Annotated in this window: 17 protein-coding genes; 11 read left to right on the forward strand and 6 right to left on the reverse strand. The window is 71.8% G+C overall.

Annotated features, from left to right (window positions below; translation table 11 throughout):
• The first annotated feature begins 47 nt into the window (after positions 1-47).
• Complete coding sequence (locus AC07DF_RS14760) at positions 48-1,973, forward strand: serine/threonine-protein kinase (protein ID WP_478970574.1); 1,926 nt, start codon at positions 48-50, stop codon at positions 1,971-1,973.
• Positions 1,974-2,117: 144 nt separating this feature from the next.
• Positions 2,118-3,668, forward strand: a complete 1,551-nt coding sequence (locus AC07DF_RS14765) for a substrate-binding domain-containing protein (RefSeq protein WP_478970576.1) — start codon at positions 2,118-2,120, stop codon at positions 3,666-3,668.
• Positions 3,669-3,758: 90 nt separating this feature from the next.
• Here the strand turns inward: AC07DF_RS14765 and AC07DF_RS14770 are convergent, their stop codons facing one another.
• Entirely contained in the window at positions 3,759-4,514 is a 756-nt protein-coding gene (locus tag AC07DF_RS14770; protein WP_478970578.1) for an SLATT domain-containing protein, read from the reverse strand.
• A gap of 268 nt (positions 4,515-4,782) precedes the next feature.
• Here AC07DF_RS14770 and AC07DF_RS14775 point away from each other — a divergent pair, with 268 nt between their 5' ends.
• The 3 genes from AC07DF_RS14775 to AC07DF_RS14785 all read left to right on the forward strand — a co-directional run bounded on the left by AC07DF_RS14775 (position 4,783) and on the right by AC07DF_RS14785 (position 6,476).
• Positions 4,783-5,124, forward strand: coding sequence for a YbaB/EbfC family nucleoid-associated protein (locus AC07DF_RS14775; protein ID WP_078899404.1), 342 nt, complete (start codon positions 4,783-4,785; stop codon positions 5,122-5,124).
• 100 nt (positions 5,125-5,224) lie between these two features.
• A complete protein-coding gene (gene recR, locus AC07DF_RS14780) occupies positions 5,225-5,824 on the forward strand; it encodes a recombination mediator RecR (RefSeq protein ID WP_003991835.1) in 600 nt (199 codons plus the stop codon).
• The gene (locus AC07DF_RS14785) at positions 5,817-6,476 is read left to right on the forward strand and encodes a DUF5063 domain-containing protein (protein ID WP_478970581.1); all 660 of its coding nucleotides are present in this window, start codon (positions 5,817-5,819) and stop codon (positions 6,474-6,476) included. Before recR ends, AC07DF_RS14785 begins: the two co-directional genes overlap by 8 nt.
• A gap of 9 nt (positions 6,477-6,485) precedes the next feature.
• On the opposite strand, the gene AC07DF_RS14790 is transcribed toward AC07DF_RS14785, so the two are convergent.
• Positions 6,486-7,322 carry a PhzF family phenazine biosynthesis protein gene (locus AC07DF_RS14790; protein WP_478970583.1) on the reverse strand — a complete coding sequence of 279 codons (837 nt, stop codon included), beginning with the start codon at positions 7,320-7,322 and terminating at the stop codon, positions 6,486-6,488.
• Between the two features lie 150 nt (positions 7,323-7,472).
• Here AC07DF_RS14790 and AC07DF_RS14795 point away from each other — a divergent pair, with 150 nt between their 5' ends.
• Positions 7,473-8,006, forward strand: coding sequence for an SgcJ/EcaC family oxidoreductase (locus tag AC07DF_RS14795; protein ID WP_478970585.1), 534 nt, complete (start codon positions 7,473-7,475; stop codon positions 8,004-8,006).
• Between the two features lie 6 nt (positions 8,007-8,012).
• Here AC07DF_RS14795 and AC07DF_RS14800 read toward each other — a convergent pair whose 3' ends face one another.
• Together AC07DF_RS14800 and AC07DF_RS14805 are read right to left on the reverse strand one after the other, a co-directional pair.
• On the reverse strand, positions 8,013-9,350 hold the full coding sequence (locus AC07DF_RS14800; RefSeq protein WP_478970587.1) for a sensor histidine kinase: 1,338 nt from the start codon (positions 9,348-9,350) through the stop codon (positions 8,013-8,015).
• Positions 9,347-10,042, reverse strand: a complete 696-nt coding sequence (locus tag AC07DF_RS14805) for a response regulator transcription factor (RefSeq protein ID WP_478970589.1) — start codon at positions 10,040-10,042, stop codon at positions 9,347-9,349. Before AC07DF_RS14805 ends, AC07DF_RS14800 begins: the two co-directional genes overlap by 4 nt.
• A 235-nt stretch (positions 10,043-10,277) precedes the next feature.
• On the opposite strand from AC07DF_RS14805, the gene AC07DF_RS14810 reads away from it, so the two are divergent.
• The 4 genes from AC07DF_RS14810 to AC07DF_RS14825 all read left to right on the forward strand — a co-directional run bounded on the left by AC07DF_RS14810 (position 10,278) and on the right by AC07DF_RS14825 (position 14,831).
• The gene (locus AC07DF_RS14810; protein ID WP_478970591.1) at positions 10,278-11,570 is read left to right on the forward strand and encodes an aspartate kinase; all 1,293 of its coding nucleotides are present in this window, start codon (positions 10,278-10,280) and stop codon (positions 11,568-11,570) included.
• The gene (locus tag AC07DF_RS14815) at positions 11,570-12,655 is read left to right on the forward strand and encodes an aspartate-semialdehyde dehydrogenase (protein WP_478970593.1); all 1,086 of its coding nucleotides are present in this window, start codon (positions 11,570-11,572) and stop codon (positions 12,653-12,655) included. Before AC07DF_RS14810 ends, AC07DF_RS14815 begins: the two co-directional genes overlap by 1 nt.
• A 464-nt stretch (positions 12,656-13,119) precedes the next feature.
• A complete protein-coding gene (locus tag AC07DF_RS14820; protein ID WP_478970992.1) occupies positions 13,120-13,695 on the forward strand; it encodes a SigE family RNA polymerase sigma factor in 576 nt (191 codons plus the stop codon).
• Positions 13,696-13,793: 98 nt separating this feature from the next.
• Complete coding sequence (locus tag AC07DF_RS14825; RefSeq protein ID WP_478970595.1) at positions 13,794-14,831, forward strand: hypothetical protein; 1,038 nt, start codon at positions 13,794-13,796, stop codon at positions 14,829-14,831.
• Positions 14,832-14,882: 51 nt separating this feature from the next.
• Here AC07DF_RS14825 and AC07DF_RS14830 read toward each other — a convergent pair whose 3' ends face one another.
• Positions 14,883-15,671, reverse strand: a complete 789-nt coding sequence (locus tag AC07DF_RS14830) for an SURF1 family protein (RefSeq protein ID WP_478970597.1) — start codon at positions 15,669-15,671, stop codon at positions 14,883-14,885.
• A 53-nt stretch (positions 15,672-15,724) separates the two neighbouring features.
• Positions 15,725-16,099 (reverse strand): nuclear transport factor 2 family protein, encoded by a 375-nt coding sequence (locus AC07DF_RS14835; protein WP_478970599.1) that lies wholly within the window; start codon positions 16,097-16,099, stop codon positions 15,725-15,727.
• A gap of 128 nt (positions 16,100-16,227) precedes the next feature.
• Here AC07DF_RS14835 and AC07DF_RS14840 point away from each other — a divergent pair, with 128 nt between their 5' ends.
• On the forward strand, positions 16,228-18,105 hold the full coding sequence (locus AC07DF_RS14840) for a S9 family peptidase (RefSeq protein WP_478970601.1): 1,878 nt from the start codon (positions 16,228-16,230) through the stop codon (positions 18,103-18,105).
• Positions 18,106-18,227 lie beyond the last annotated feature (122 nt).

The raw sequence follows: 18,227 nt of genomic DNA on the forward strand, positions 1-18,227 counted from the left end.
ACTATTCTCGATCTGTTGCTCACGTGTGGGGGGAAGGCGGCTGAGCGATGGAGAAGCTGGGGCCCGGGGATCCCGTAGGCATCGGTGCTTATCGGCTGCTGGCGCGGCTCGGCGCCGGAGGGATGGGGCAGGTGTATCTGGCCCGCTCCGAGCGCGGCCGTACGGTCGCCGTGAAACTCGTGCGCGAGGAACTGGCCGCGCAGGAGGAGTTCCGGGAGCGGTTCCGGCAGGAGGTGCGGGCCGCGCGGCGGGTCGGCGGGTACTGGACGGCGCCGGTGCTGGACGCGGACACCGAGGCGGCCGTGCCGTGGGTCGCCACCGGGTACGTCGCCGGGCCGAGTCTCCAGCAGGTCGTGGGGCACGACCACGGCGCCCTGCCCGAGCGGACGGTCCGGATCCTCGCGGCCGGGCTCGCGCACGCGCTGCGGGACATCCACGCCGCCGGCATCGTCCACCGCGACCTCAAGCCGTCCAATGTGCTGGTCACCATCGACAGCCCGCGCGTCATCGACTTCGGCATCGCACGAGCCCTGGAGACCGTGACGGACGGCGGGCTCACGCGCACCGGCGCGCTCGTCGGATCACCCGGCTTCATGGCACCCGAGCAGGTGCGGGGCGATCGCATCACCCCGGCCTGCGACGTCTTCTGCCTCGGCTCCGTCCTCGCCTACGCCGCGACCGGCACCCTGCCCTTCGGCACCGCCAACAGCGGTGTGCACGCGCTGATGTTCCGCATCGCCCAGGAGGAACCGGACCTGACGGGCGTCCCCGAGGGCATCGCCGACCTCGTACGCGACTGCCTGCGCAAGGACCCGGCCGCCCGTCCGACCCTCGACCGCGTCCTGGAACGCACCGGCGCGGACGACACCGTCTCCGACGGCCGCGCCCTCGACCCCTGGCTGCCGAGCGCCCTGGTCGCCCAACTCGGGCGGCACGCGGTGCGGTTGCTGGAGACGGAGGATCCGGAGACCCAAGGGGCGCGGGGCAGTGACACAGGCGGCTCCGCCGCGCGGGCGCGACCAGCCCCCACCGGCCCGCAGCCGGAAAACAGCCACGACGCCACCCCCGAACACGCCCCGGCCGCCGACGAATCGTCACCGAACCCCGTGCCACAGGCACCCCCCGCACCCGCCGCGACCCCGGCTCCGCCCCCGCCGGGCCGCCCGGGCGAGGGCCCACCGCTGAACCACCTGCCCACCATGGTCGCGGGCCAGGGCACGACCCCGCCGCCGCGGCACGCCCCCGGCCCGGCCGCCCCGCCCCCGCACCCGGCGTACGGCTACCCCCAGCAACACCCCCAGCCCGCCCCCGCGTACCCCGCCCACGGCGGCGGCCTCAGCGCCACCCCGCCCTACGGCCCACCGCCGTACGGCACGCCCCCGCCCTACGGCCCCCCGCAGGACCCGCCCCGCAACGGCCGTTCCACCGCGCTGCTCGTCGTGATCGCCCTGGTCGTCGCGCTGGCCGCGGGCGGCTCGGTGTACGCGCTGATGCAGGGCGGTGACGGTGACCGGACCGACGGCAAGACCACGCCCACGCAGGACACCGGCACTCCCTCGGACTCCGGCCCCTCCCCGGAGACCTCGCGGCCGGACACCACCGCCACCCCGGCGAACGGCGCGATCCCCACGGCGTACCTCGGCACCTGGACCACCACCATCGACAACGCCGACGGACAGCACACCCGCTCCCTGACCATCCAGCAGGGCGAGCCGGGCGACACGGTCCTGTCCCTCGTGGCGGACGGCCCCACCAAGGGAGGCGGCACCTACCACTGCGTCTTCGAGGGCGAACTGACCGATGCCCCGGGCACCGACGGCCCGCTGAGGATCGGCCCGTCCACCGTGACCGTCGGGCAGCCGCGCACCGCCTGCACGCCCGGAGCGGCTACCGAGGTCACCCTCCTGACCGACTTCACGCTCGAGCGCGTGAACACGAGCAGCGGGGAGCGGCTGACGTACTCGAAGCAGTGACCAACTCCCGGTTCCGTCGAGGTCGTTGAACGAGGTCGTTGAACGTCCGGCGAATTCAAGCCGACGAAATCCGGATACTCGCTCGTACAGCCGTACGGTGACCAGACGATCGATTTCGTCCGGGCGGCGGCGGGGGCACGCACGATGGAGTGGCTCAGCGCGGAGAACCTCGTGGCCGTGGCGACGGCCCTCCTCGGCATCATCGCCTCGGGCGTCATGGTCTGGTACGAGCGCCGGGTGCCGCGCCGCAAACGCGTCGGCTACCGCGTGCAGATGGACAACCCCATCGGCGACGACGTGCGCTCGGGCCGCGCCAACCGCCGTCTCGGCCTGTTCGACGAGGGCCCGGACATGTCCGACGCGACCCTGGTCCTGCTGCGCATCGAGAACGACGGCTCGCAGGGCATCGACCGCGACGACTACACCGGCCCCGAACTGCACGGCCTGACCGCGGTGTTCGCCGGCCGCACCGTCCGGGGCGTCTCGGTGACCCAGCCGTCGGACACCGACCACCTCATGGACCACTTCACCCCCGCCCGCGGTTTCGCCTACGACGGCAACACTCTTCGCATCCCCCGTGTCCCGCTCAACCGGGGCGACCACTTCAAACTGCTCGTGCTGCTCGCCGGCGGCGATGTCGGCGACGAGATCCGGCTGGTCGGCGGCCTGCGCGACGGCGAGGTGCACCCCAACCGCAGTGCCACGCCGGACGACAAGCCGCCGCTGTTCAGCCGGGCGGCGCGGCTGATCACCCTCGCGCTCACGGTGAGCGTGGTCACCCTGGCGGCGATCGTCGTCGTCCAGGACGACACCCCGCCCCCGATCGGCTGCGCGAGCGGCACCCTCACCCTCACCGGCTCGACCGCCTTCGCGCCCGTCCTGCGCGAAGTGGCCCGCAAGTACGAGCGGGACTGCGGCGGCGACCCGGCCATCGAGGTGGACACCCACGGCTCGACGGCCGGGATCCGGGAGCTCGCGGCGGCCGGAGCCGAGGCGGCACGGGACGGACGGGGCTCACCGCCCTTGGTGGCCCTGTCGGACGGCCCCAAGCCGGCCGGCCTGCCCGAACTGCGCGAGAACCGGGTGGCGGTGTCCGTCTTCGCGCTGGTGGTCAACGACGACGTGGGCCTGAAAAACCTGTCCACGGCGGACGTACGGCGGCTCTACCGGGGCGAGATCCGCAACTGGAAGCAGCTCGGCGGCCCGGACCTGCCCGTGCACCTGGTCAGCCGGGACGCGGGCTCCGGGACGAGACAGGTCTTCCAGCGCCGGGTGCTGGGACGGGGCGAGATCGCCAACTCCTCCGTCGACTGCGTCCACAAGGACGACCCGACGGCGGCCGTCATCCGCTGCGAACTCGACTCCACGGAACAGGTGCTGACCACGGTCGCCGGCCTCCCGGGCGCCGTCGGCTACAGCGAACTCAACCTGGCCGCCCGGGCGAAGGGCCTGCACTCGCTGCGCCTGGACGGCGACCCCGCCTCCGTCGAAGCCATCGAGCACGGCACGAGCGGCTACCCGTACCGCGAGATCGAGTACGCCTACACCTACGGCCGGCCCCCAGCGGACTCCCTGGCGTCGAGCTTCCTGACGTACCTCTCCCGAGGCAACGGCCAGGACGTCACCCGCACCCACGGCCACGTACCGTGCTGGACCCCGGAGGGCCTCATCCTCTGCGCGCAGGATGCTTCCTAGCTGCTGGCATGCGTGCCGCTAGGGGGCAGCGGCACCCCGCAACGCCGGGCTGCGCACCCACCCGCCCTCAGCCACGACCCCGAGCACCAGTCACCGCGGCTCCGGCGGCCGCTGCCGAGGCATGTTCGGCCTCGCACCCCCGCCCGGCGGCACGGAGAACCGCCCGTTCACTCCCCCCACCTCGGCCCCCCGCCCCGCACCGGACAGCACCACCGCCTGCATCCCCACCGGCGCACCCCCGGCCCGGAACTCGCCCATCCAGTCCCCGGTCTCCACCCGGACCAGCTCACTCAGATCCTCCGTGAACCTCCGCAACACCCCGAGGCACCGCTCGGCGGCCTCGGCGGCCGTCCCCTCCGCAGGGCCCAGCACCTCCCGCACACTCTCCGCCGCCCAGTCGAACTGCAGCGCCTGCAGCCGCCGCTGCACGGCCTGCGCGGTGGCCACGTCCCGCATCCAGCCCGACGTCACCCCGAAGTACCGGTCGGCGGCCACACACGCCACCCCCAGCAGCAGCGCCAGACACCCCCACGGCGCGACCCCGCCCGCGACCCCGGTCAGATCCAGCAGGGGCAGCGCGACGCCGATGACCGCCCCCGCCGCGGCCCCGCAGCGCAGCACCCGCGCGCACCGCCGCTTCCACACCCGGTCCTCGAGATACCAGGCAGCCGTCCGCAGCGCCCCGCGCTCCACCCACCGGTACAGCTCGTCCAGCCGGACCGCCGGCTCGCCCCAGTCCCCGAGCGGGAAGGCCCGCCCGGTCAGATCGCCCGGCCGCGGCCGGGACGCCCCCTCGCCCCGTCCGTCCTGAGGCGGCACCTCGGGCTGCATCTCCGGCTGACCCACCCGGCACTCCCTACTGACCACGAGCGACCACGCGCGGTCCACGCCGACTCACACTGCGCGACGAACGACCCACCTGACGCGCCGGACCCTTCCTACCCCCCAATGGGTGGCGAAGGCGCAGCTTTCGCCACTTTTCCGCCCGGAAGTATTCCTTGATCCGGTATAGGGCGCGAGGGGGGCTCACTCGAAAGAGTGCTGGGGCGACGGCAGGCCTGACCACGTAGGCTCGTGCCGAACGGGAAAACCCGTACCGAGCAAGGAGCTGATCGTGATCCCCGGTGGTGGCCAGCCCAATATGCAGCAGTTGCTCCAGCAGGCCCAGAAGATGCAACAGGACCTGGCACAGGCACAGGAGGAACTGGCGCAGACGGAGGTCGACGGGCAGGCGGGCGGCGGCCTGGTGACCGCGACCGTCACCGGCGCCGGCGAACTGCGCGCCCTGAAGATCGACCCGAAGGCGGTCGACCCCGACGACACCGAGACCCTTGCCGATCTGGTCGTGGCGGCGGTCCAGGCGGCCAACGAGAACGCGCAGGCGCTCCAGCAGCAGAAGCTGGGCCCGCTCGCGCAGGGCCTGGGCGGCGGCGGCATCCCGGGTCTGCCGTTCTGAGACGCCCGCCGCCTTCCTCGGACGGGCGGCCGACAACTACCGTACGTACGGGAAGGCCGTACGTGGCGAACGACCTCGAAGACCCAGGAAGGGCAGTCCGTTGTACGAAGGCGTGGTCCAGGACCTGATCGACGAGCTGGGGCGGTTGCCCGGCGTCGGTCCCAAGAGCGCCCAGCGGATCGCTTTCCACATCCTTCAGGCGGAACCGACGGACGTACGGCGCCTCGCCCAGGCCCTCATGGAGGTCAAGGCGAAGGTTCGCTTCTGCGCGACCTGCGGCAACGTCGCGCAGGAGGAGCTGTGCAACATCTGCCGCGACACCCGGCGCGACCCCGCCGTCATCTGCGTGGTCGAGGAGCCGAAGGATGTCGTGGCGATCGAGCGCACGCGTGAGTTCCGGGGGCGTTACCACGTCCTGGGCGGCGCGATCAGCCCGATCGACGGGGTGGGCCCGGACGACCTGCGGATCCGGGAACTGCTCGCGAGGCTGGCCGACGGGACGGTCACGGAGCTCATCCTGGCCACGGACCCCAATCTCGAGGGCGAGGCGACAGCGACGTACCTCGCCCGCATGATCAAGCCCATGGGCCTGAAGGTCACCCGCCTGGCCAGCGGCCTCCCGGTGGGTGGCGACCTGGAATACGCGGACGAGGTCACCCTCGGCCGCGCCTTCGAGGGGAGACGACTCCTAGATGTCTGACGCCACGCTGCACGCGACCGACCAGAACCCGGACGACTTCGCGGTCCAGATCGCGGACCAGGTCGAGAGCTTCCTGGTCGCCGTCACGGAGGTCGCGAAGGGCGACGAGCCGGAATCGGCCGTGCCCTTCCTCCTCCTGGAGGTCTCCCAGCTCCTCCTGGCCGGCGGCCGGCTCGGCGCGCACGAGGACATCGTGCCGGACGAGCGCTACGAGCCCGACCCGGGCCCCGAGCCGGACGTCGACGAACTCCGCGAGAACCTGGCCCGTCTCCTCGACCCGATCGACGTCTACTCCGAGGTCTTCGACCCCTACGAGCCCCGCAAGGCACCGGTCCCGGCCCGTATCTCCGACGACCTCACGGACGTCATCACGGACCTGCGCCACGGCATGGCCCACTACCGCGCCGGCCGCACCACGGAGGCCCTGTGGTGGTGGCAGTTCTCCTACTTCTCCAACTGGGGCTCCACCGCCTCCGCGACCCTCCGCGCCCTCCAGTCGGTCCTCGCCCACGTCCGCCTCAACCAGCCCCTCGCCGAACTCGACGGCCTGGACACGGACCAGGGCATGGGCGACGACACCCTGGAGTTCGAGGCGGGCCGGGTCATGGCGGAGGAAATCGGGGGACCGCTGGGCATGCGCCCGGCCACGTAGAGGTCCGCGTCAGAGCCGTACGGCCGGGCCGGTCACGGCGATTCCGGTGTCCGCCTGCGCCGGTACCGTCACCGTGATCGTGCTCGGCCGCCCCATGTCCACGCCCTGGTGGACCGTCAGGGTGGCCGGGGTGGGCACGAGGCCCAGTTCCCGCAGATAGCCGCCGAACGCGGCCGCCGCCGCTCCCGTGGCCGGGTCCTCCGGCACACCGCCCGGCGGGAACGGATTGCGGGCGTGGAAGACGGTGGGTGACTCCCTCCGGACCAGGTCGATCGTGGTCCAGCCGGTGCGGGCCATGAGCGTGCCGAGTTCCGCCATGTCGTAGTTCAGACGGGCCAGCCGCTCCCGGCTCACGGCGGCGAGGACCGGGTGCCAGGCTCCGGCGAAGGCCGCCCGGGGAGGCAGCGCCGGATCCAGGTCCGCCTCGGACCAGCCGAGGATCGCCAGCAGCTCCGCCAGGTCGCCCTCCTCGATCGGTGCCGTACGAGGGGCGACGCTCACCAGGGTCGCCACGAGGGTGCCGTCCGCCGACCGGTCGGTGGTGACGGTGACCGGGCCCGCCGCGGTGCGCAGCAGCAGGCGCCCGGTGCCGTGCCGCTCCGCGTGGGCCACCGCCGTGGCGATCGTCGCGTGGCCGCAGAACGACACCTCGGCGAGCGGGCTGAAGTACCGCACGTCCAGGGTGTTGTCGTCGGACGCCACCACGAACGCCGTCTCGGAGTAACCGACTTCGGCCGCCGCCGCCAGCATCGCCGCGTCGTCGGCACCGGCGGCGTCCAGCACCACACCTGCCGGGTTGCCGCCCTCGGGATCCGTACTGAAAGCCACGTAGCGCAATATCTCCATCCCCGGACGGTAGCTCCCCGCCCCGCGTCACGCCGCGTGATTTGGAGGCTTGCTGTACGGCCCCTGTACGCGGGCTGCACGGGCCCTAACCCGTGGGACGCGAGTCTGGAGTCACTTCAGCAACTCCACTCGATCGCACCGGAGATGAACATGACCCGCCCCGCAGCCACGTCCATACGCAAGCGCGTCGCCGTCGCCACCGCCGTGGCCGTCGCCGCCGCCGGTGTCTTCGCCGCCGGTGCCGGGGTCGCGGGAGCCGACTCCGGGGGCAGGAGCGGGAAGTCCGCCAAGCCGGTCACCGAGGCGCAGGTGCTCGGGCTGTTCGACACCTGGAACGCCGCGCTGCGGACCGGCGACGCGCGGAAGGTCGCCGACCTGTACGCCAAGGACGCGGTGCTGCTGCCGACAGTCTCCAACGACGTCCGCACGGACAGAGCCGGGATCGTCGGCTACTTCGAGCACTTCCTCAAGAACAAGCCGGTCGGCACGAAGGTCGAGTCCCACGTCAACGTCCTCGACCGGGACACCGTCATCGACACCGGCGTGTACGAGTTCGCGCTCACCGACCACGAGACCGGCGAGAAGAGCACCGTCGAGGCCCGCTACACCTACGCCTACGAGAAGCAGCCGAACGGGAAGTGGCTGATCGTGAACCACCACTCCTCGAAGATGCCGGAGAGCTGAGCGGCCTCAGCCGCCCGCCCGGTGGGACGCCCGGAGCGTGATCGTCACGCACAGGCCGCCACCCGGGGCGTCCGTCAGCGCCACGGTGCCGCCGTCGTCCGTCGCCAGTTGCCGGACGACGGCGAGTCCGAGGCCGGAGCCGGACTTCCCGGTCAGGCCCTGGCCCCGCCAGAAACGGTCGAAGGCGCGGGACTTCTCGGCGTCCGACATGCCGGGCCCCTCGTCCAGGACCGACACCCCCACCACATCGCCCCGGGGGTCCACCCGCACGGTGATCGTCCCGCCGTCCGGTGACACCTCCAGGGCGTTGGAGAGCACGTTGTCCAGCATCTGGTCCAGATGACCGGGGCTGGCCAGCACAGACGGCCGGCCGTCGATACTCCTCCTGAGCGCGATGGTGACTCCGCGCTCGTCGGCGGCCGGCCTCCACACGGCGAGCCGTTCCCGCACCAGGTCCATCAGCGGGAGCGGCTCGGCCGCCGTCACCTTGGCCTCGGCCCGGGCCAGCACCAGCAGGCCGTTGACCAGCCGGCTCATGCGGACGACCTCCGCCGTCGCCTGCTCCACGTCCTCGCGTACGAACTCGTCGTCCACGCCGTCGGCGATGTTGTCCAGGGACAGCCGCAGCGCGGTGAGCGGGGTGCGCAGCTGGTGGGACGCGTCCGCCACGAAGATGCGCTGGGCCGCGATCAGCGTGTCCAGCCGTTCCGCGCCCTGGTTGAGGGTGCGCGCCAGCGTCTGGGTCTCCGGCGGGCCCGTCACGGGGGAGCGGGCGGTCAGGTCGCCGTCGCTGAACTTGCTGGCCATGTCGTTGAGCTGGCGCAGCGGGCGGGTGATACGGCGGGCGGCGAACGCGCCGATGGCGGCGGCCGCCGCGAGCACGACCACCGCGAGCCCGGCCCGGAAGCCCCAGATCTGCCAGAGCCGCTTGGTCATGTCCGAGGTCGAGTAGACGATCCTCACGGCCGCGTCGCCCCGCGCGGGGACGGTGACCTTCAGGTGCTCGCCCCAGACGAAGTCGGAACCCCAGTCCGTGGTCACCTCGTTCTTCTCCGTGGCCCGGGTCAGCGCCTCGTCCGCGGTGGGCTCCGGCAGCTTCGGGTCACAGGAGGCGGTGGGGGTCGCCTGTACGTCGCCGTACGCCCTGGCCACCTCGGTCAGGGCCTCGCACGAGGCCCCGGTTCCGTTGCTCAGCAGCAGCGCCATCGTGTTCGCCTCGCGCAGGACGGACTGCTTGGTGTCGTCCCGCAGCTGCTTGGTGAGGGTGAACGCGACCGGCACCGTGAACAGGAAGATGGCCACCGCGACCAGGAGGATGTAACTCCGGATGAGCTGCCGGTTCATGAAGCCCCGTCGTCCTTGACGATCTCCAGCCGGAAGCCGACCCCGCGCACCGCCTCGATCGCGATCGCCCCCGCGAGCTTGCGCCGCAGGGCCGCCACGTGCACGTCCAGCGTCTTGGTCGGCCCGAACCAGTTAGCGTCCCAGACCGCTTCCATGATCTGCTCGCGCGACATCAGCGCCCCGGGCTCCTCGGTGAGGAAGGCCAGCAGGTCGTACTCCTTGGGCGCGAGGGCCACCTCCGCGCCGTCGAGGCGCACCCGGGCGGCCTTGCGGTCGATCGTCAGGCGTGCGCCGTAGTGGTCGGGGCCGGGCGCGGGGGCGCCTGCCACGGGATTGCGGGCCTGAGTGCGGCGCATGACCGCCCTTATCCGGGCGATGACCTCCCGGACGCCGAACGGCTTGGAGACGTAGTCGTCCGCGCCGAGCTCCAGGCCCACCACCCGGTCCGTCTCGTCGCTGCGTGCGCTGATCACGATGATCGGGACGTCGCCGCGCTCGCGCAGCGCCTTGCAGACGTCCAGGCCGTCGGTGTCCGGCAGGCCCAGATCCAGCAGGACGACGTCGTAGGGGCCCTCGTGCCGCAGCGCCGCCGCGCCGGTGGTCACCCACTCGACCTCGAAGCCGTAGCGCTTCAGGCCACGGCGCAGGGATTCGGCGACCGGCTCATCGTCTTCCACCAGGAGTACGCGCACAGCCGAACCTTAGTGCTTGAAAGTTGGCTTACCGGCGTCGGCCGGACGGCGATTGTGACGCCGGGCACTTTCTCGCGTGGCCTGTGCCCAGGTGGGCATGAGCAGCTCTGAGCGAGTACCCCGGAAATCTCACCATGCGACATCGCGGAGGGGATTTTCGGACGCTCGTTAGACTGAGCCGACCGCGGTACGAATGCGTATGAGCGGATAGAGACGGATTGAGCGAGGAGCGCACGTGGGCCTTGTCGTGCAGAAGTACGGAGGCTCCTCCGTAGCCGATGCCGAGGGCATCAAGCGCGTCGCCAAGCGAATCGTGGAAGCGAAGCAGAACGGCAACCAGGTGGTTGCCGTGGTTTCCGCGATGGGCGACACGACGGACGAGCTGATCGATCTCGCCGAGCAGGTATCCCCGATGCCTGCCGGGCGCGAGCTCGACATGCTGCTGACCGCCGGAGAGCGGATCTCCATGGCGTTGCTGGCCATGGCGATCAAAAAGCTGGGTCACGAGGCCCAGTCGTTCACCGGAAGCCAGGCAGGTGTCATCACCGACTCGGTCCACAACAAAGCGCGCATCATCGATGTCACGCCGGGCCGGATCAAGACCTCGGTGGACGAGGGCAACATCGCGATCGTGGCCGGTTTCCAGGGCGTCAGCCAGGACACCAAGGACATCACCACCCTCGGCCGCGGCGGCTCCGACACCACCGCGGTGGCCCTCGCCGCCGCCCTCGACGCCGACGTCTGCGAGATCTACACCGACGTCGACGGCGTGTTCACCGCCGACCCGCGGGTGGTGAAGAAGGCCCGGAAGATCGACTGGATCTCCTTCGAGGACATGCTCGAACTGGCGGCGTCCGGGTCGAAGGTGCTGCTCCACCGTTGCGTGGAGTACGCCCGCCGGTACAACATCCCGATCCACGTCCGGTCCAGCTTCAGCGGACTCCAGGGAACCTGGGTCAGCAGCGAGCCGATCGTCCAGAAGACGCAAGCGCAAGGGGAAAAGCAGGTGGAGCAGGCTCTCATCTCCGGTGTCGCGCACGACACCTCCGAGGCCAAGGTCACGGTCGTCGGTGTGCCGGACAAGCCGGGCGAGGCGGCTTCGATCTTCCGCACGATCGCCGACGCCGAGCTCAACATCGACATGGTCGTGCAGAACGTGTCCGCGGCCTCCACGGGCCTGACGGACATCTCCTTCACGCTGCCGAAGACCGACGGCCGCAAGGCCATCGACGCGCTGGAGAAGAACAAGGCCGGCATCGGCTTCGACTCGCTGCGCTACGACGACCAGATCGGCAAGATCTCCCTGGTCGGCGCGGGCATGAAGACGAACCCGGGTGTCACGGCCGACTTCTTCAAGGCGCTGTCCGACGCGGGCGTGAACATCGAGCTGATCTCGACCTCCGAGATCCGCATCTCGGTCGTCACGCGTGCCGACGACGTGCCCGAGGCCGTCCGCGCCGTGCACTCCGCGTTCGGGCTCGACTCCGACAGCGACGAGGCGGTCGTCTACGGGGGCACCGGCCGCTGATGGCCCACCTCCGACAGGACGCCCGGACCGGCAGGTCCGGGCGTCCGACGCTCGCCGTGGTGGGCGCGACCGGGGCCGTCGGCACGGTCATGCGCCAGATCCTGTCCCAGCGGGCCGACGTCTGGGGCGAGATCCGCCTGATCGCGTCCCCCCGCTCGGCCGGCCGCAAGCTGGCCGTGCGCGGCGAGGAGACCGAGGTCATGGCGCTCACCGAGGACGCCTTTGACGGGGTCGACGTCGCGATGTTCGACGTCCCCGACGAGGTCGCCGAGCGGTGGGCGCCCCTGGCGGCCGCCAAGGGCGCGGTGGTGGTCGACAACTCCGGCTCGTTCCGGATGGACCCGGACGTGCCGCTCGTCGTGCCCGAGGTCAACCCGCACGCCGTACGGATGCGGCCGCGCGGGATCATCGCCAACCCCAGCTGCACGACGCTCTCCATGATCGTGGCCCTGGGCGCGCTGCACGCCGAGTTCGGGCTGCGCGAGCTCGTCGCCTCCTCGTACCAGGCGGTCAGCGGCGCCGGACGCGCGGGCGTGGCCACCCTGCGTCGGCAGCTGTCCCTGGTCGCCGGCACGGAGCTGGGCACCAGCCCCGGTGACGTACGGCGGGCCGTCGGTGACCACACCGGGCCGTTCCCGGAGCCGGTCGCGCTGAACGTCGTGCCCTGGGCCGGTTCGGCGCGCGAGGACGGCTGGTCCTCCGAGGAGCTGAAGGTCCGGGACGAGTCCCGCAAGATCCTCGGCCTGCCGGAGCTGCCCGTGGCCGTCACCTGTGTCCGGGTGCCGGTGATCACCACGCACTCGCTGACCGTGCACGCCCGCTTCGAGGGCGAGGTCACCGTCGACAAGGCCCGCGAGATCCTCGCCACGGCGCCCGGTGTCGTGCTGTTCGACAATCCGGCGGCCGGGGAGTTCCCGACCCCCGCCGACGTCGTCGGCACCGACCCGACCTGGGTCGGACGGGTGCGGCGGGCGCTGGACGACCCCACGGCGCTCGAACTCTTCGTGTGCGGGGACAACCTGCGCAAGGGCTCCGCGCTCAACACCGCGCAGATCGCCGAGGTGGTGGCCGCGGAGCTGTCCTGATCGTGGGCGGTTTGTAGGATCTGTGTGCGACATGTGAGCTGATCGATGGTCCGGACCACTTGTCCGCGGCGCTTCGGCATCAGAGGATTTATCTCCCCGTCCTCCGCAACCGTGCGGTGGGCGGGGAGCGTCTTTGCGGTCGCCCTTCGGCCGTGCAAGCGCTTCATCAGGCGTGGGGACGCCTGGGACCGGGCGTGGGGACGTCCGTTCATAATTGGACATAGGGGAAGAGCGGGACGCATGAGGGCATTTGACGCACCATCTGTTGTGCTGCCTGACGCGGGTAGACCGTCGACGGCGACGGTCGGCGTGAAAGTGACGCCCGGCACGTACAACCCTCACAGGGGTGAGCGTGTCCAACAGGCGTGGCAGAGGTACTCGACTTCAGCGCGGCACGCGGCACGGTCCTACGACCGCCCCGTCCGGCGGCTCTACGACCCCGCATGGCCGGTACGCCCGGTGGCATGCCGGTGATCGCGCCCGTGCCCGCAGCGCGGCCGGCCCGCATACCGAACCAGCGCGACGGCGCCGAGGACGACGTCGCGGCCGGCACCACCGTCGACCACCTCACCGAGACCTACCGCGCGCACTACCGCTCGCTGCTGGGTCTCGCCGCCCTCCTCCTCGACGACACCGCCTCCTGCGAGGACGTCGTCCAGGAGGCCTTCATCCGGGTCCACTCGGCCCGCAAGCGGGTCCGCGACCCCGAGAAGACCCTGGCGTACCTGCGGCAGACGGTCGTCAACCTCTCGCGCTCCGCGCTGCGCCGCCGCATACTCGGCCTGAAGCTGCTGTCGAAGCCCATGCCCGACATGGCCAGTGCCGAGGAAGGCGCCTACGACCAGCTGGAGCGCGACTCCCTCATCAAGGCGATGAAGGGCCTGCAGCGCCGCCAGCGTGAGGTGCTGGTGCTGCGCTACTTCGCGGACATGACCGAGGCGCAGGTCGCCGAGGCCCTCGGGATATCCCTGGGCTCGGTCAAGGCGTACGGCTCGCGCGGCATCGCGGCGCTCCGGCTGGCCATGGAGGCGCCGGTATGAGCGCCTCGGACGGAGCGGGCCGTGACGGGCGCGACCGGCACGAGCCGGCCGGGCCGCACGGGCAAGATCCGAAGCAATCGCACGCTGGGAACGGAACTGTGAACCACGGCCCCGACGATCAGAGCCCCGAAGGGTTCGACTCGGACGAGCTGGACCTGCGCACGATGCTGCACCAGGTGGTGCAGGAGGTGGAACCGCGCGACGGCACCCTGGAGTACCTCCGGAAGGCGGTGCCCCAGCGGCGGACCCGCAAGCGGCAGGCCGTCGTCGGCATGGCCGCCGCGTGCCTCTTCATCGGCACCGCCGTCCCCGCGCTCGTGCACGTCTCCAACTCCACCGGCTCCGACGCCAACCCGTCCGCCATCGGCCACGCCTCCGAGACCCAGGGCGGCGCGAGCCAGGGCAAGGGACCGGACGGCGGCGAGAGCACCGTGGGCGGCTCCTCCGGCAAGACCGAGGGCAAGGAAAAGGGCGAAAAGAAGAAGGAGGACAAGGGCAAGGGCACGGGCGCCGCCACCGGCGCGACCCAGGGCGCCGACCCTTCCTCCAGCACCACCGCCGGCATCGCCGCGTGCACCGCGGCCCAGCTCGGCCCCGCCAGCGGAAGCAGCGCCGCCCCCGACTCCACGGGCGCGGTCTACGGCTCCTTCCGCGTCACCAACGTCTCCGCGGCGAGCTGTACGGTCACCGGCCCCGGCTCGGTGACCGCGCTGCCGCAGGGCACGGCCGACATCAGCAAGGTCAGCACGGCCCGGCACGCGGCCGGGGACGCGGCGGCCGGCCTGCCCGACCCCTCCTTGGAGGCGGCCCAGCTGGAGCTCGCGCCCGGAGCCGCCTACGACGTGAAGTTCGCCTGGGTCCCGACCGAGACCTGCCCCACCCCCGGCGGCAGCGTCGGCGGCCCCGGCGACCCCAGCCCCGACCCGACCCCGTCGGGCGACACGACGGAGACGGGCGGCACCTCCACCGGCGGCGACACGGGCACGGCCCCGCAGCTGGCCACGGAGGACGGCACGACCGACGGCAGTGTGGCGGTGACGTACACGCCGGGTACCGGCTCGGGCGCGAGCTCGGTCACGGTGTCCAACGCGTGCGCGGGGACCGTGTACTGGACGGGCGTGCTGGCGGCCTCGTAGGCCTGCCTCTCCAGGACGGCCGGCCTCGCCGAGCAGGGAGTGGTCGCCTCGTCAGGCGACCACGCGCTCCTCCTCCTGGTCCTCCTGGACCAGGCCCAGCTCCGCGTCCCGGGCGAACTCCACCTCGCGCCGCAGCAACCGGAACCACATGAAGATCACGAACCCGACGAAGGCGAACCACTCGGCGGTGTAGCCGAGGTTCTGGAACGCCTTCAGGTCGAGACCCGAGTCCGGCGGGGCGCTCGCGGGCACCGCCTTCATGCCCGAGTCGCCCTTGGCGAGCGTGACCCACGCGTCGTACACGTCGTACGGCACCAGGTTCACCAGAGACGCCGCGCTGATCGCCGAGGTCTGCCCGGACGGCAGACCGCCCGCTGCGCTGACGCCGTTGTCACCAGGGGACTCGGACGCCTGGAGCGCCCCCGTGACCGTGACCTCACCGGTGGGCGGGGCGGGGGCCCCGGCCACGTCCGGGGAGCCGGGCAGCCAGCCGCGGACGACCGGCAGGGCCTCACCCGAGTCGGTGCGCAGCAGCGTCAGGACGTAGTAGCCCCGCTTGTCGTCGAGCTCCCGGTCCGGCACCAGCAGCTGCTTGCCGTAGCGGCCGGTCGCGGTGACCTGCTTGCCGGACGTCGCCTTGGTCACCGGCAGCAGCTCGGCGAGCGGCCGGGGCGCCTCGTGCCGGGCCTCGGAGACCTGCTCGGTCGCGGTGCGGTGGTCCTGCACGCGGTCCTCGAACCGGCCCAGCTGCCAGGACCCCATGAAGATGCAGAAGGGGATGGACAACAGCACGAAGACGTTGATCCCCCACCATCGGGGCGTCAGCAGAAACCGGTACACACCCCAAAGGTACGGGGCTGCCCGAAGGGTCCGGACTGCGGGGTGGGCGCCGCTCAGTACCGCTCGGCCAGGTGCTCCCGGCCCGCCGGGGGTTCGTACGGCTCGGGCCAGAAATCGGTGATGGCGGATATGCGGCCTTCCGCGTCTCCGGTGAAGAAGGAGACGGCGTCCATCTCCTCCGCCCCCACCCTGACGTGGATCCAGCTGACGACCTGTCCCGGCTCGGCGACGACGCGCTCGACGCGCAGGTGCCAGTCGCCCGGGTACTCGCGGTTGAACCGGACGTACCGCTCCCGGCCGCTGATGCGTTCGCGCGTCTGGGGCAGTGTGTAGACGACGTCCTCGGACAAGGTGGCGGCGAACGCGGTCCAGTCCCGGGCCTCGGCCGCGGCCCAGAACCTCTCGACGGTCTTGCGCAGATCGGTCATGTCGAGCAGTGTGCCCGCCACCACTGACAGTCGGCCCTGACCTGCCCGGGAAGGGGAACCGGTGGAGGTTATCCACAGGCTGGGCACCTCGGCAGCGCATTGTCGGCCGGGGCGGGCAGTATGGGGCCATGACTGAGAGCAACGCGTCCGATGCGCGGGACCAGCGGGACCCGCGGGACCAGCACGAACAAGTGGTACAGGCGGGACAGCAGGAGCGGATGCCGGACTGGGAGAAGCGCTTTCGGGCGCCCCGGGTGTCCCTGCCCGACTGGGCGGAGGACGCGCCGGACCGCTCCCTGTTCGTGTCGAACGCGACAGGGACGTACGAGCTGTACGCGTGGGACCGGTCGACGGGCGACCAGCGCCAGGTGACGGACCGGCCGAACGGCACGACGGACGGCGTGCTGTCGCCGGACGGCGCGTGGATCTGGTGGTTCGACGACAAGGACGGCGACGAGTTCGGCGTATGGCGCCGCCAGCCGTTCACGGGCGGTGCGGACGAACCGGCCGCCGCGGGTCTTGAGGCCTCCTACCCTGCGGGCCTCGCCCTCGGCCGCGACGGGCGCACGGCGGTCGTGGGCCGCTCGACCGACGAGGACGGTACGACGATCCACCTCGTCCGCACCGGCGAGGAGCCGGTGGAGATCTACCGCCACCGCGAGTCCGCCGGCGTCGGCGACCTCTCCCACGACGGCTCCCTCATCGCCGTCGAGCACACCGAGCACGGCGACGCCATGCACTCGGCCCTGCGCGTCCTGCGCCCCGACGGCACCCCGGTCGCCGACCTCGACGACACCGAGGGCGGGACCCGCGAGCTCGGCCTCGAGGTCCTCGGCTTCGCCCCCGTCGACGGCGACACCCGCCTGCTCATCGGCCACCAGCGACGCGGCCGCTGGGAGCCCCTGGTGTGGGACGTGGCCTCGGGCGAGGAGACGGACCTGGCGCTGGAGCTTCCCGGCGACGTCAGCGCCGAGTGGTACCCGGACGGCACCGGCCTGCTCATCGTGCACGGCTTCGAGGCCCGCAGCGAGCTGTTCCGCTACGACCTCTCGAGCCGCGCCCTGGTGGAGATCCCGACCCCGCCCGGCACGGTCTCCGGCGCCACGGCCCGGCCCGACGGCAGCGTGGAGTACCTGTGGTCCTCGGCCGCCGAACCGTCGGCGCTGCGCTCCACGACGGGCGGTGTCGTGCTCGACCCGCCCGGCATGAAGTCACCCGGCTCGGTGCCGGTGGAGGACGTGTGGGTGGAGGGCCCCGGCGGCCGCATCCACGCATTGGTCCAGAGGCCGAAGGGCACCACCGGCCCGCTCCCCACGGTCTTCGACATCCACGGCGGCCCGACCTGGCACGACAACGACTCCTTCGCGGCGGGCCCGGCGGCCTGGGTCGACCACGGCTACGCGGTGGTCCGGGTCAACTACCGCGGCTCGACGGGTTACGGCCGTGCCTGGACCGACGCCCTGAAGCACCGCGTGGGCCTCATCGAGCTGGAGGACATCGCCGCGGTCCGCGAATGGGCCGTCAGCTCCGGCCTCGCCGACCCCGGCCGCATCGTCCTCACCGGCGGCTCCTGGGGCGGCTACCTCACCCTCCTCGGCCTCGGCGTCCAGCCCGACGCGTGGACGCTGGGCATCGCGGCGGTCCCCGTCGCCGACTACGTCACGGCGTACCACGACGAGATGGAAGCGCTGAAGGCGATGGACCGCACCCTCCTCGGCGGCACCCCGGAGGAGGTCCCCGACCGCTTCGAGGCGTCCTCTCCCCTGACCTACGTCGACCAGGTCAAGGCCCCGGTCTACATCTCGGCCGGCGTCAACGACCCGCGCTGCCCGATCCGCCAGATCGAGAACTACGTCAAACGCCTGGAGCAGCGAGGCGCGGTCCACGAGGTGTACCGCTACGACGCGGGTCACGGCTCCCTGGTGGTGGACGAACGGATCAAGCAGGTGCGGCTGGAACTGGAGTTCGCGGAGAGGTACCTGAAGGGGCGGGGGAGCGCCCAGTAGCTCGGCGGCGCGGGCGGTGTGGCGGTGGCGGGTGTGCCGCGGCTGATCGCGCGGTTCCCCGCGCCCCTCGGGTTGCCGCGCAACCCGCGGCAATCGCGCCGCCGGGGGCACCACGGGGTCGC

The organism is Streptomyces sp. NPDC044719 (genome assembly GCF_056433405.1).

Coding starts and splice junctions, on each gene's coding strand:
- AC07DF_RS14765 (WP_478970576.1), top strand. CDS start 2,118: ATGGAGTGGCTCAGCGCGGAGAACCTCGTGGCCGTGGCGACGGCCCTC.
- AC07DF_RS14820 (WP_478970992.1), top strand. CDS start 13,120: ATGCCGGTGATCGCGCCCGTGCCCGCAGCGCGGCCGGCCCGCATACCG.
- AC07DF_RS14795 (WP_478970585.1), top strand. CDS start 7,473: ATGACCCGCCCCGCAGCCACGTCCATACGCAAGCGCGTCGCCGTCGCC.
- AC07DF_RS14840 (WP_478970601.1), top strand. CDS start 16,228: ATGACTGAGAGCAACGCGTCCGATGCGCGGGACCAGCGGGACCCGCGG.
- AC07DF_RS14815 (WP_478970593.1), top strand. CDS start 11,570: ATGGCCCACCTCCGACAGGACGCCCGGACCGGCAGGTCCGGGCGTCCG.
- AC07DF_RS14785 (WP_478970581.1), top strand. CDS start 5,817: ATGTCTGACGCCACGCTGCACGCGACCGACCAGAACCCGGACGACTTC.
- AC07DF_RS14835 (WP_478970599.1), bottom strand. CDS start 16,099: ATGACCGATCTGCGCAAGACCGTCGAGAGGTTCTGGGCCGCGGCCGAG.
- AC07DF_RS14800 (WP_478970587.1), bottom strand. CDS start 9,350: ATGAACCGGCAGCTCATCCGGAGTTACATCCTCCTGGTCGCGGTGGCC.
- AC07DF_RS14790 (WP_478970583.1), bottom strand. CDS start 7,322: ATGGAGATATTGCGCTACGTGGCTTTCAGTACGGATCCCGAGGGCGGC.
- AC07DF_RS14760 (WP_478970574.1), top strand. CDS start 48: ATGGAGAAGCTGGGGCCCGGGGATCCCGTAGGCATCGGTGCTTATCGG.